This is a genomic window from Gymnodinialimonas ulvae (genome assembly GCF_037543845.1).
GTDB lineage: Bacteria > Pseudomonadota > Alphaproteobacteria > Rhodobacterales > Rhodobacteraceae > Gymnodinialimonas > Gymnodinialimonas ulvae.
The window spans coordinates 18,120-31,624 of sequence record NZ_JBBIFX010000005.1; the positions used below are offsets into that span (position 1 = coordinate 18,120).

Consider the following 13,505-nt stretch of genomic DNA (forward strand, 5'->3'; position numbering starts at 1 on the left):
GTCCGGGCGCGCGGCGCTGATCCGATCTCCGTTGCCCCGACATTCTGCTTCAAGCCGTGAAAGGTGACCTCATGTCCGATCTCTTCCACAAACACACCCCCGGGTTGGAAAGCCCTGCCTCCCACATCATGGAAATCACACCGAATGACGGCAGTGACCTGACGATGGCGTCGCGCGCAATCAACGTGGCGCAGTCGGGTCTGGTTCAGATCACCACAGTCTCGGGCTCGACCGCGGCCGTCTATATCGCGGCCGGGGTCGCCTTTCCGGTGCGCGCCACGCGGATCTGGTCGTCCGGCACAACCGCCAGCGGCATCACCGTACTCAGCTAAGTTGGACCCCCGATGCATATCAGCCTGAACATCGCCACCGGCGGGCACGTCCCGTTATCGGGTGGTCTGATCCTGCCGTGGCTTGCCAGCGGCCCCGCGGTCTCTGGCGATGGTCGCGAGGGGACCACGCTTGCCGCCGATACGTCCGACACCTGGACCTATGACGGGGCGCAGGCCAGCGTCGCTCAGCGCCAGTACCGGCTGATGATCGATGGCCTTGAAATCGTGCCCGCCACGGACACCGCAAGCCTGGACCTGCCCGCAGGCACGGCCGGTGGCCAGTTCTGGATGCAACTGCGCGTGCAGGTCACGGCCGCGCCGGCCCTGTGGTCCCCCTGGCAGATCATCGCCTCGGGAACCGTCGTGGGTCTGCCGCAGCTCAGCGGGGCCAGTGCCATCCCGGTTGGGGAGACCGGCTATAGCGGCACGGTCAGCACCGATACCGGCGCGGGCACGCTTTACTGGAGGGTGTCCACATCCGCGGCCCCGCCCACGTTGAGCGCCCTGAAAGCCGCCAACAGCCAGCCCATTTCCCAGATCGGTGCGCAGTCTGTCAGCGGCGCGTCCCTGATCGCGGCCACCAACTATCACCTGCATTTCGTGCAGGAGGATGCGACAGGTCAGGACAGCGCCATCGTGTCCTCGCCCATGTTCACCACCAATGCGCCCCAGGCGGGGGAACCTGCGGCCTTCGGGCCCGGCGATTGGTCGATCATCAATCTCGCCACTGGCGGCGATGCCCGCCTGAGCATCACGGCCTTGCCCGACGATGGCGGCGATGCGCTGAAGGTGATTTTCTACAATATCGATGGGGGCGCGTGGGTGCCTCTGCCGAGTGCTGCGACCGGCAGCCACGATCTGATGGATCTGTTTACCGATGGCGTTCCGGCTGCAGTGCGCCTGCGCTCTGAAAATCTGTTCGGACCCAGTCCCGACAGCGCGCCGAAATCGGTCACCACCACAAGCCCGCAACCCTGGCAGATCACCGACACCGGCGACGGGCGCTTCACCCTATCCAGCGCGCCACCCCCCGATGCGGCGCCGGAGATCACCAACAACGGCGACGGCACCTTTGCCGTTCAGGCCTGACACCGAAAGAGGTAACACATGGCAGATTTTGTTATCAAACCCGCCAGCGACCCGGATTGGGGGAACGCCCGGTTCCTCTCCGGCCCGCTGCCGCTGAATGCCGTCGATGCCGCAGCCCTCGGGATTGCCATGGGCACGGATTATGAGATCGGCAGGCTTGGCGCGCTGGCCACATTCCAGGTCAGCGATGTGCCTGCCGCAATGGCGGCCCCGAGCCTGACGCCCGGCGCGACCCAGGTCGATGTCACCCTGCCGGCTGATCCGGCCGATGGCGGGCAGTCGATCCTGCAGCGCGACCTGCGCCACCGTATCTCCGGCGGCAGCTGGACCCTTGTGACCGACGTCAGCGACCCTATCGCCCTGACGGGGTTCGCCGAGGGCACCACCGTCGAGGTGCAGGTCCGCGCGGTCAACGGCAATGGCAATGGCCCCTGGTCGCCAACCGCCAGTGCGACGACCACGACCACCGTATCGGGTGACACCATCGCCCCGGTGATCAATTCGGCCAGCTATGCCGGTAGCACCCTGACGATCGGCCTCACCGAGGCCAGCGGTGCGGCCAGCGCCGTCTGGGCCAGCCATGACCCCGGCGCCACCCCGACCTTTACCGTCGCGGGCGGCTGGTCAGGCACGGTCTATGAGACCGGCAACTTCGACGTCGCAAGCGGCGGGGACACCGATACGATCTCCATCTCGACCGCCACGCCGGACGGCGCACGGGAATTGACGCTCTATTTCTACGACGAGGCCGACAACCTCAGCGCCGCCGAGCGGGTTGCAGTCACCGTGTCCAACACCAGCCAGTCACAGAGCATCGCCGTGGCCCAACAGGTCGCCGATCTCATCCACGACAGCAGCCAGAACGCCTTCCCCTACGAGAGCAACAGCATCGCGATCGGATCGGGATCGGACCGCCTTCTGGTGGCCGCCATCGCCCTGAACGCGACGACCAACGGGGTTGATCTGTCCGACATGCAGGCCGATTTCGGCGCCGCTGGTCGTACATTCGGCACCGGCACCTCGATGACGCTTATCGGGCCGTCTAACACCAATGGCCGCAAGCCGCAGATCGCCTTCGCGCTGCTCGCCGCCCCCTCGGGCAGCGGAACGGTGATGTTCAACAGCGCCGCAGGCACGGTCACGGCGGGCCAGGTCCGGCTTTACGAATTCACCGGCGCAAACCAGTCCGTCGCTGCGCATACGCCCTTCACCGCAGACGGGACAACCGGTGCGACAGAGCTCAGCACAAGCGGGACAGCCGTGGACGGCTGCCTGGTTTCGGTGCTGGCAGTGGATCGCGGCGATTACACCGGCGAGATCACCGCCAATGGCGCAACCACGCTTGATGCAACCGCCCTGGGCGGCAGCGGTATCGCGGGCATCTCGGTTGGCTTTGCAAGTGCGCCTGTCGCGGCCGGTGCGACCGGCGACGGGTTCACCTGGACGACGACGCGCGCGGCGGAACTCATCACCCTCAACATAGCGAGTGCTTGATATGGCTTTGGATATCACGGTCAACACGATCTTCGACGGTGCCGGAACAGGCGGGCCCGGACCAACGGGGGGTGACTTCCCGTTGATGGCTTTCGCCAACCCCACAGCACCGGCGCGCGCTGAGGTGGAACGCCTCGCCCGGGAACGCTGGCATACACGGCCGGATTGGTGGAGCGAGGGGCGCACCCCCAAAACCCTCACCGCCAATGCCGCAGACCTGCCGACCGGCTACACCTACAATGCCGGCAACAATACCGTGACCGTAAGCGGCAACGCGGGCGATCTGGATGGTTGGGATTTCGCCGCGACGGGCACCGTGTTCCTGTTCTCCAACGGCTGCGTCATCGACACGATCTCGAACTGCACATTCGCGCCCCCCGCCGTGCCGAAAAGCGGGCGGATCGACTATATCTCAAGCGGCGCCGCATCGACTGCGGTGTTCGAGTTCGGGATCAACAACACGACCACCATCGCGCGCATGACGCGCTGCTGGTTCAAGGAAGCGCCGGGCTATGCCGATGGGCCGTTCACCGGCACCGCCGTGATGAACCACGGCACCAGTGACAATTCCTCCTATCCCTTCATCACCCTGATGGAATTCTGCTCGTTCGAGGCCTTCGGCCAAGATGGCATCAAGGGCAGTTTCGGGGGCGAATGGCGTTACCTGTATTTCGACCCCGCCACCAACATCCCGCAGGATGCCACCGAGTGGAACAACTCCACCGTCTATAACCGGGGCGATATCGTCTTCAGCGCGGCCAGCGGCTATCAGATCAAGCTGTGCATGGCCGATGGCACGGTCGGCACCGCGCCGAATTTTTCCTCGGCGACTTCGTCCAATGGAACCTGGCAAGCCCTCGATCCGCATTCCGATCCCTACCAATCGGGGCAGTCGCCGCCCTCGGGCGTGGAGATCTACGGCTGCTTCTTCAACGCCGATCAGGGCAAGCGCCGCTATGCGTCCCGTGGACGGATGCGCGGCTATGCCTCCAACGGTCTGCGCAAGAACATCTACGGTCAGAATGCGCGCCAGGGTGACACGCATTTCCACCACAACATCTGCCCGCTGGAGATCGAAAGCAACTTCAGCGGGGGGCGTCCGCTCAGCTTCACGGCCACCACGGCGGCGATGCACCCGGGTCGGACATTGCTGATCGAGGACAATTGGTTCGACAGCAACAGCAACCAGATCGCGGGCGCATCGGGGACGGAATATACCATCCGCAACAACCAGTCGGGCTATACATGGTGGGATGCCGCGACGCTGTCGGGGGTGTCGGCCAATTATTCCGGCGGCACCGTGAGCTACGGCTTCACCGCGTCGCGCGGGGGCTGGGGCATCGTGGTGCTGTCGACCTCGGCCACGCCGATGTCGGGGGCCGATTTCCTCACCGCGCAGGCGGGCACGGGCGATGTTGTCACCAAGTTCGAGATCGACGCCATGGACGGCACCGCAGCCTCGGGCAGCCAGGCTGTCGCCTTGTCGTCAGGCACGTATTACGCCCACATGCTCTATCAGGCCGGCGGCGGCATCGAGACCCTGGCCAATGTCCAGACCATCACGGTCTGAAACCAGCCTTGGGCAGAGCAAACCCCACAACGGCCACGCCCATACCGCGTGGCCGTTGCTATAAAAATTTAACATAATACGGATTATCAGTCATAAATACTGACTCACCTCGGCATTCCTTCAGCAAGCGTCTGGCGCTCTACTGATCCAGGCTGTACTTCGTTGAAATGCGCATGAAAGCTCAGTTCTATGTGATGATCGGCATGTCAGGTTTGCTCTTGGGATGTGCGCAAGAGCCGATACCGCCGACTGGCCCACTGCTCTCTGAGCTGCGGATGTCAGCATTTGCGGCTCGCATTGGTCAGTCGACCTCATCACAAGAGCGCTTAGCAGAAGCCTTCATCGACCGCTTCAGGGGGGTATCGCTTGCGATCGTTACTGAGCAGTTGGAGACGGATGGTTTCGACTGCCAAGGCAACCAATGCAGCTTTGTGCAGGTGCAGCGCCATACAGGCCGTGGGATTACTTCAAATCCGGAACCGGGCTTCATAACCCGCTACCTTGAGATCGAGTTTTTAGCTGATCCGGTTGGCGGTGCGCCGACCATATTGATTGAAGAACGTTCCACCTTCAGCGGTGATGAGTAAACATAACGTCTGTTTCGAGCACCACTCTAAACATAACGCCCAATCCCGGCCATTCCCCTGCGTCACATCCCTACAGATCATAGGGTGGCTCGAACCAGGCGGCGCGGGTTTGGGGGTCTATGCCGAACAGGCCACCGGCAAGATAGGTTCCGATGCGCGCGACATTGGCCCAGACCGCAAACGCTTCGCGCAGGGTCCATTGCAGGTAGCTGCGCGCCTCGGGGCCGTCGTCGTAGGAATAGGTCATGCGGGCCGCGTAGACATCGACCTCCGCCGCCCCCAGCAGGGTGAAGATGATCCACGACCGCGGCAGGTGGAACGGATCGCTGACGATCACGACCCGGTCTGGAGCATCGGGCAGAAGCGCGTATGAGAACACGGCGTTCTGCATCGTGGAACGGGCCCGCGGTTCGATCACGATCGCCTCCGTCGGCAACCCGTTCTCCGCCGCCAGATTGGCCATTGCCTCGCCGGCCGACATCACGCTGTTGCCGGTGCCGGTGAACACGGCGACCGGCGCCACGCCGTCCCGCACCAGCTCGGCGCAGGTCAGCGCGCGGCGTGCCGAGGCCGGGCCGGGATCCTCCCACCCGTGATACGACATGCCGCCGCCCAGGCAGATGATTGCATCCGCCGCCTCGGGCAGCGCCGCGTCATGCTTCCACAGCAGGCCGGTGGCCAGAATACCGACCCAGGTCAGAAACCAGAGCCCGAAGATGAAACCGGCCAGACGGGCCAGGCGGCGCAGATGCCTCAATGACGTCTCCTCCCCTGCCCCGTTTCATCAGATCCCCGTTTGATCAGGCCCCCGTTTGATCAGGCACGGCTGTAGATATCCTCGTAGCGCACGATGTCGTCCTCACCCAGATACGCGCCGGTCTGCACCTCGATCAGGTACATCGGCAGCTTGCCGGGATTGGCCATCCGGTGCACCGCGCCAAGCGGGATGTAGACCCCCTCGTTCTCGGTCACCAGTTTCACCTCTTCGCCCACCGTCACCTCGGCCGTCCCGGCCACAACGATCCAGTGTTCCGAGCGGTGGTGATGGCTTTGCAGGCTCAGCACACCGCCGGGTTTGACCATGATCCGCTTGACCTGAAACCGGGTGTCCAGGCACAGCGTCTCGTACCAGCCCCAGGGGCGGTAGAAGCGCGGGTAATCGTCGGCCTGGGCGACCTTGGCCGCGCGCAGGGTCGAGACCACGGCTTTGACGTCTTGCGCACGCGACTTGTCGGCCACCAGCACCGCATCGCGCATCGCCACGGCCACAACCCCGTCGAGCCCGAGGCCCACCAGTTGCATCGTGTCATCCTCGGACCGCAGGTAGCTGTCGGTGCAGTCAATCGCCGTGACCGGCCCCGCTGTTGCCACCCCGTCGGCATCGCTGTCGACGATCTGCCACAACGCGTCCCATGCGCCGAGATCCGACCAGCCGCACTCCAGCGGCACCGCCATCACGGGGCTGGCCTTTTCCATCACCGCATAATCGAACGAGATCGCCGAAGCCGCACCATAGGCCTCTGCATCGAGGCGGAAGAAATCCAGATCCGTGCTGCCGGAGGCGATGGCGGATCGGCACGGCGCCAGAAGGCCCGGCGCATGGGCTTCATAGGCTGCGATCACATCAACCGCCTTGAACAGGAACACACCCGCATTCCACAGGTAGTTGCCCGCATCGAGCATCTTTTGCGCGGCCGCTGCATCGGGCTTTTCGCGGAACGATTTCAATGGCACCGGCGCGGCGCCCTCGGGCACGCAGGACAATTCAAGATAGCCATAGCCGGTCTCGGGGCGGTCCGGCGTGATCCCGAAGGTGACAAGCGCGCCCTCCCCCACGGCCCCTACCCCTTCGGCCACCGCATCGAGGAACGCGGGCAGATCGGTGATCACGTGATCGGACGGCGCCACCAACATCAGCGCCTGGGGATCATCCGCGGCCAGCAGGAGGGCGGCGGCCAGAATCGCGGGCGCGGTGTCGCGCGCCACGGGTTCGATCACCACACGTGCATCGCTCAACCCGATTGCCATCGCCTGCTCGATCGCCATGAAGCGGAAATCCTCGGCGGTCATGATCAGCGGCGCCGCGAAATCCTCGCCCGAGAACCGCTTCAACGTCGCCTGGTAAAGCGTCTCATCCCCCAGAAGCGGCGCGAATTGCTTGGGATAGGCCTTGCGCGATGCGGGCCAAAGCCGGGTGCCTGAGCCTCCGCAAAGAATGACGGGATGTATCATGTTGGGGTCTTTCGTCTAAGCGGCCCTGCCAGGAGCGGAGCCGAGGGCAAGCCACTGTGCCTGTTGGGTGGTAGATTAAGGATCTCGGTCCATGCCTGGCACGAAACGCGGCAAGCGTGGCAGAATTTCGACCATCAGCGCTTGGATCCGGGCGTCGGCGGCTTCGGGGGTTTCCCCCGGCTCGATGGGCGAGACAAACCGCACCAGCGCACCATCGGTGCGGTCGTGCATCAGGCTGTCCCAGACCACCCAGAGCTTGGCGACGAAATCGTTGGTGAAGCGCAGGCCGCGCTGTTCGAACCAGTAATAGACGACCTGCTGCGCCTGGCCGTTCTGGATGATCGCGCGGTTGACCTCGAACGTGCCGAAGGGCGTGTCGGGGAACGAGACCTCATGGGCCTCCAGCGAGAAGATCTCCCACCCGCCGGCGGGCAGGCAGACCTCGGGCGAATGGATGCCCGAGCCTTCGGTCTGCCGCTCGTAGAAGGCCGAGAAGAAGTTGACCGGTGGGGTATCGGGATCGGTGCTGTAGGTGATGTTGGCATAATCGTCGGCGCGCAGGACCGCCTCGATCTCGGCGCTGAACTCGGTGCGCAGGCCGGACCAGTCGCCGACATCGCGCGGGAAGACCTGGAAGCTGGTCCGGTCGAGTGGTGGGGCCGCGGGCGGTTGCGCCGCGAACGTTGCCACCGCGGCCAGCCCGGTCAGGGCCACGGCCCCCAGCGTCACCGCCCGGCGCGGCAGCTCCAGAACCCGAGTGGAGATCCGGCCCAGGCCCGCCGCATCCAGATCGATGGCCTGGCTCAGAGGCAGCGGATTGCGCGTCGTGCGCTGCAACAGCACCGCCGTCAGGAACAGGATCGCGACACAGGCGATGAAGATCACCCAACCCTCGAAGAAATGGGTGAAGCCCTCGACCCAGCCAAGCCCGTAGGAATTGACGATGACCCCGATCATGCCGATGCGGAAGGAATTCATGAACACCGTCAGGGGCGCGGCCAGCAGAAGCAGCACCGCCTTGTGCCACATCGGCCCGCGATAGAGGATCGCGAAGAGGTACGAAAAGCTCAGGATCGGGAACAGGTATTGCAGCCCCGAACAGGCCTCGGCCACCTGCAGCTTCAACACACCCAGGTCGATGATGTTGCCTTCCAGAAAGACCGGGATCCCCGCCATGCGGATGAACCAGACGCCAAGTTCGGACGAGACACCCTGCAGGAAGGTGGTCATCTGCCAATAGACGAAGTTCGGCAGCGGCAGCATGAAGACAAGGTGCAGCACCGGAAGCTGATGGCGCTTGCCCCGTTCCCATCCATAAACCGTCAGGACCACACCCCCGACCCAGATGATGAAGGCGTAGGTCACGATGTCGGGGATCCGCACGATATTGCCCAGAAGCGCCAGCAAAAGGCCCGCGCCAAGCACCACGATGCCGGGCCCACGGCGCACCTTGGCGTTGGGATCGGGGCGGTCGGCCTGGCGCAATTCGCGCAGGAACAGGTACAGCGAGATGATCGGGATCAGGGGCCCGTGACTGTATTCCGGCGTGCCCCAGGCGGAGATCAGCGACACGAAACCGCTCCAGAACACCGGTACTGAAAGCAGAACAAGCGCGACGAACAGCCCAAAGCCCGAGGGATTGATCACACGGCCCTCAAAGGCCCCGCGAAAATTGGTCTGCATCTGGCTGGACATCATACTCATTAAACTGGAAATCCTTAAGAAAAGCGCTGCATCAAAACACGCGCCTTATAACAGGCAGCCTTATCTGGCGAAAACAAATATTGGTGTTTTCGGGGATTATTCGGAAACAGACCGGTTCCCGCGCACAGCCGCTAGATCCAGCCCTCCAACCCATAGGCAAACGCTCCGATAAGCACACACAGCGCGACGCAGATCTGGCTGACCCGGTCGCGCATCGCATAGACCAGCGGATCATCATGCATGTGGCCGCGATGGGTCACCATGACAACCCGGCTGATCCAGTAAAGCACCACAAGGCAGATCCCCAACAGGATCGGCGGTGTGCCGTAAAGCTGGTCGATGAAGGGCGTACGTATATACAGTGCCAGAACCAGGACCGAGACATAGCCCGATGAAATCGCCATCACCGCGACAAGCAGAAGATCCTCGCGGTAATAGCCCCGGCGGCGGATATCGAGCGTGTCATTGTCGGCTGTATCCACAAGCTCGGCCTGCCGTTTGACGGCGGCCAGCGAGAAGAAGAAGAAGATCGAAAACGCCATCAGCCAGACCGAGGGCACGATCCCGGTGGCCGCGGCCCCGGCGGCGATGCGCATCGAGTAGAGGATCGACAACACCCAGATATCCACAATGGTGCGCCGCTTGAGGTACAGGGAATAGGCCGTCGTGATCAGCAGATAGATCGCCAATGTCGCCGCGAAAAACGGCCCCAGCATCAGCGCCAGCCCCAACCCGGCTACAAGCAGCGCGACGGCCATGCCACTTGCGGGGGCGATCGGGATATCGCCTGCGGCCAGCGGGCGGCGCTTTTTGCGGGGATGCGCCCGGTCGGCGGACAAATCAAGCAAGTCATTGGTCAGGTACACGCTCGACGCCACCAGGCAGAAGGCCACAAACGCCAGCAGGCTGGTCAACAGGTTCGGCCAGGACACGGCGTGGCTGGCCAGGATGGGGACAAAAATCAGGACGTTCTTGACCCATTGATGCGGTCTGAGCGCGCGCAGCCAATCCCAGACCGGCACGGCCCCATTCCCCAGATGCCGGGTCTCGGGCCCCAGCGCATCGGCCCTGGCGCGCAGCCCGGCCGGGGCATTGACGGTCACGATCTGTGCGGCGTCTTTCCAAACTGGCAGATCCGCCGCGGCATCGCCGATATAGACATAATTCTTTGCGCCATAGCGCTCGAGCAGGAAGGCCGCCTTGGCCGGGCCTTTCAGATTGTGCTCTGCGTCCGAGCCGTGGACCTCGTCGAAAAGCCCGATATGGCTGGCGATCTGTTCGGCCAGGATCTGATTGCTGGCGGTCACCAGAGCCACTCGCCCTCCCCCGGTACGCCATTTCGCGATCTCCGCCAGCACATCGGGATTGTAGGGCAGCCGGGTGACATCCACGGGCCCCTTCAGCGCCAGGTCCTGCTTCAGCCGCGCGCGCTGCGTATAGCCCGACCGCAGTGCCGACAGCGCCGAGAGCGGATTGCTCGACAAGGCGGACCAGAGGCTCTCGAACAGCAGATCGGACCGCACAAGCGTGCCGTCGAGATCGACCACCAGAACCGGTTTGTCGGAAACGTGCCTGGCGTCGTGCATGCCGTGCTGCTCTTTTTGAATGGACCGGCGCGTCCGGGGCGCCTGATGTTGGGAGCCAGCATAAGGGAAATTGCCCCCCTGTCGCCAGCACTGAGACCCGGCGGGCGCAGTTTACGGCGCATTGTGCCCTTGCGTCTGCACCGGAGGCAGCAACAGGGCCGCAAGCGCCCCGGCCACAAAGCCGCCCAGATGGGTTTGCCAGGCAAGCTGACCATCCAGTGCCCACCACATCGCCACGTTCATCGCCACCAGAAGTCCGACCACCTGCAAGACGATGCGCCAGGTTTTCAAACCGCCGCCTTCGGCGCGGCTGGTCCAGATCATCAACGCCCCCGCCAGCCCGAAGAGCGCGCCCGAGGCCCCGACCATCGGCTGCGGCGAGCGGGTCAGCAGCCCATAGGCTATCGCCCCGCCCAGAAGGGCTACGCCATAGACCAGGATCAGACCCCGCCCCCCGGCCCAATCAGCGACCCCGCGGCCAAGCGACCACAGCGTCACCATATTGACCAGCGCATGGACCGGGCCGCCATGCACGACGCTGTAGCTGACAAACATCACCAACGCCTGCCCGGGGTAATTGGATTGCCAACCGTAAAGCAGGCCGGGCCAGAAGCCGGTGTAATCATAGATGGTCGAGCGCAGGCGCGGCGGCCCCCAGAGGCCCCAATCGGCCCCCAGAAGCGCCAGCTCAATCGCAAGAAGCAGCCCGATGAAAAGCCCCAAACCCAGGGTGACCCGGTCCGGACGTCCCCCGCGCGGGTCCGTCATGGTCAGGGGCGGAACGAGAAGCGGCGCTCGATACCAAGCAACACGGTCGTGGTGCGCTCTTCCTCCGTGCCATCCTCGTACAGCAACTCGCGCGTGGCCTGCGCCGCCAAGGTCCAGTCTTCGGTCAGCGCATAGCGATAGGCCAGCGACAGGTCGACCCGAGCGGTGTCGGTCCCGGTCAGGCTTGCATCCTCGACCTGCGAGAGGCCGACGTCGAAGGCCAGCGAGCTGGACTCGGTCAGGTTATGGGCCACAGCCGCCGACAGGCTGGTGCGGATGACATTCTCGTCGTCATCGGTCACCCCGCCGCTGCGGTCGAAGGCCAGGCTGACGCGCGATCCGGGCCGGAACTCGGTGGCGAACGACGCACCATAGATAGCAATCGGATCAGAGCCTTCAAAGCTGATGGCGCCCAGTGAGGCCTCCAGTTCGGCCCCGTTGGCCAGCGTCAGGGCGCGCCGGACCCGGAACGTATCTTCCGATCCGGTGGTGGAGATATCGCGCGTGGCCGAGAAGCTGAGCTCGCCGTTGGGCATATCTCGGGTCAGAAGCAGCGATGCCGTGGCGCCATCGACCACGGTCGTTCCGGTGGTGCGGTCGGTTTCGATTTCCAGGTAGCCAATATCGATATTGGCGGTCCAGACCGGGTCGATCAGCAGATCCGCGCCAAGCCCGTAGCTCTCGATCGTCTCGACCGTGTCGAGGACATCGTCGGTCTCTTCGCGGCTGATGAAGCCGGTGGCGCGCAGGGTGATCCGGGGGTCGATGGTGAACCGCAGGGTGCTGCCCAGGCTGACGAAGGTCTCATCCTCCTCGGTCGCGCCGTCGCTGAAGCTGTCGTCGCGATAGGTGAGTTCCGTGGCCGTGCCAAACGGTGCGTCGCGTCCCGTCACCAGCCCGACCCGGGCTTCGATGCGCTCACGGCGACCGCCATCCTCGGTCAGGTCTTCGGCGTCGAAATCCTCGTCGATATCGCGATCTTCGAGATCCAGCGCCGTATAGCTGAGGTCGAACGAGAGTTCCGTGCCCCGGGTGAAGGCCGCATAGGACAGCGTCGCCGCCGGGTCGGTCAGAACCGGCTCATCCTCCAGCGCCTGCAACAGCAGCTCACCCTCAAAGCTCAGGCGCTGGCCCGACGTGGCCAGGAAATATCCCGCCCCCAGACGGGTCTCGAACGCCCGTTCCTCGTCGCCGGGATCGTCTTCCTCGTAGCGCAGGAAGGATCCGATATCGACATAGGCCACCGGCGCGTCGTCGGCGTCCTGCGCCACGGCGATGCCGGGCAGAAGCAGGCCCGCCGCAACAGCGCAGCCACCCATCAGACGCACGATCAGACGCGTCCGCAAACGGGCGGGCCCGACCCACAGGCCGGGGGCACGATCAGACAGCCCACAAAAGGCGGCCGCGGCGCATGTCTTTACCCTGTCTGTCATATCCCCCAACCCTTCTCAGGGTGTCGATTACTCGAACAAACGCCGCTGCGGCACGAGGATGACATCCCCCTCCGACAACACCGGGTCATGCGAAACGACGCCGCCCCGTTCAAGCACCCGATAGTCGAGCGTCACAACGGTGGTATGCCCGGTGTGCGGATTTGTCCGACGCAGTTGAATGCGGCGTGTTGCGGCAAAGCTGGTGAACCCGCCATGCAGCGCCAGCGCCTGAACCAGCGTCGTGCCCGGAGACACTTCGACAAGACCCGGTGCATTCACCTCGCCCTGGATGAAGATGTCGATGGTCGGCCCTGGCAGGGGCTCGATCGGCGGCGGTGCAACAAACACCTCGCGCACGGCGACAAACACATCCGGCAGCACGGCGAAATTCGAGCTGATGCCTGCGGCGATCTGCTGCTGCACCTGACCCACGGTCAGGCCACGCACCCGTAGGGTGCCAACGAACGGATAGTTGATGCTGCCATCGGGCAGGACCAGAATATCCCGGTTCAGGGTCGCATCCTGCACCACTTCAACGGACAGAACGTCCCCGGGTCGGATCCGGTAGCCATCCTGGGCCAGAACCGACTGCGCCGCGAACAGCGTGACGCACATCACCATTAGTGAGAGAAATAGTCTCTTCATCTGCTGTATCCCCCATAGACACACACTACATTTTGCCGAGATTCCCCGTTATCTTAAAGGTAAAT

At 63.9% G+C, this 13,505-nt stretch carries 12 protein-coding genes; 5 read left to right on the forward strand and 7 right to left on the reverse strand.

Translation table 11 applies throughout. The annotated features are described in order from the left end of the window. Positions 1–71 precede the first annotated feature (71 nt). From V8J83_RS18785 to V8J83_RS18805, 5 genes are all read left to right on the forward strand, one after another. The gene (locus V8J83_RS18785; RefSeq protein ID WP_339988048.1) at positions 72–332 is read left to right on the forward strand and encodes a spike base protein, RCAP_Rcc01079 family; all 261 of its coding nucleotides are present in this window, start codon (positions 72–74) and stop codon (positions 330–332) included. Positions 333–344: 12 nt separating this feature from the next. Further along, positions 345–1,421 carry a hypothetical protein gene (locus tag V8J83_RS18790; protein ID WP_339988049.1) on the forward strand — a complete coding sequence of 359 codons (1,077 nt, stop codon included), beginning with the start codon at positions 345–347 and terminating at the stop codon, positions 1,419–1,421. A gap of 18 nt (positions 1,422–1,439) precedes the next feature. Then, on the forward strand, positions 1,440–2,915 hold the full coding sequence (locus V8J83_RS18795; protein WP_339988050.1) for a phage tail protein: 1,476 nt from the start codon (positions 1,440–1,442) through the stop codon (positions 2,913–2,915). 1 nt (position 2,916) lies between these two features. Continuing rightward, positions 2,917–4,485: a hypothetical protein gene (locus tag V8J83_RS18800; protein ID WP_339988051.1), complete on the forward strand. Its 1,569-nt coding sequence runs from the start codon at positions 2,917–2,919 to the stop codon at positions 4,483–4,485. 173 nt (positions 4,486–4,658) lie between these two features. Further along, positions 4,659–5,072, forward strand: a complete 414-nt coding sequence (locus tag V8J83_RS18805; RefSeq protein ID WP_339988052.1) for a hypothetical protein — start codon at positions 4,659–4,661, stop codon at positions 5,070–5,072. A gap of 70 nt (positions 5,073–5,142) precedes the next feature. Here V8J83_RS18805 and V8J83_RS18810 read toward each other — a convergent pair whose 3' ends face one another. The 7 genes from V8J83_RS18810 to V8J83_RS18840 form a co-directional block, all read right to left on the reverse strand. Next, positions 5,143–5,829, reverse strand: a complete 687-nt coding sequence (locus V8J83_RS18810; RefSeq protein ID WP_339988053.1) for a YdcF family protein — start codon at positions 5,827–5,829, stop codon at positions 5,143–5,145. A gap of 59 nt (positions 5,830–5,888) precedes the next feature. Beyond that, positions 5,889–7,304 carry a mannose-1-phosphate guanylyltransferase/mannose-6-phosphate isomerase gene (locus tag V8J83_RS18815; RefSeq protein WP_339988054.1) on the reverse strand — a complete coding sequence of 472 codons (1,416 nt, stop codon included), beginning with the start codon at positions 7,302–7,304 and terminating at the stop codon, positions 5,889–5,891. A 75-nt stretch (positions 7,305–7,379) separates the two neighbouring features. Then, positions 7,380–9,008: a VPLPA-CTERM-specific exosortase XrtD gene (gene xrtD, locus V8J83_RS18820; protein ID WP_339988055.1), complete on the reverse strand. Its 1,629-nt coding sequence runs from the start codon at positions 9,006–9,008 to the stop codon at positions 7,380–7,382. 131 nt (positions 9,009–9,139) lie between these two features. Beyond that, positions 9,140–10,594 (reverse strand): UbiA family prenyltransferase, encoded by a 1,455-nt coding sequence (locus tag V8J83_RS18825; RefSeq protein WP_339988056.1) that lies wholly within the window; start codon positions 10,592–10,594, stop codon positions 9,140–9,142. A 111-nt stretch (positions 10,595–10,705) separates the two neighbouring features. Next, on the reverse strand, positions 10,706–11,362 hold the full coding sequence (locus V8J83_RS18830) for a rhomboid family intramembrane serine protease (protein ID WP_339988057.1): 657 nt from the start codon (positions 11,360–11,362) through the stop codon (positions 10,706–10,708). Between the two features lie 2 nt (positions 11,363–11,364). Further along, positions 11,365–12,795 carry a hypothetical protein gene (locus tag V8J83_RS18835; protein ID WP_339988058.1) on the reverse strand — a complete coding sequence of 477 codons (1,431 nt, stop codon included), beginning with the start codon at positions 12,793–12,795 and terminating at the stop codon, positions 11,365–11,367. Between the two features lie 27 nt (positions 12,796–12,822). After that, positions 12,823–13,440, reverse strand: coding sequence for a polysaccharide biosynthesis/export family protein (locus tag V8J83_RS18840; RefSeq protein WP_339988059.1), 618 nt, complete (start codon positions 13,438–13,440; stop codon positions 12,823–12,825). Positions 13,441–13,505: the final 65 nt, after the last annotated feature.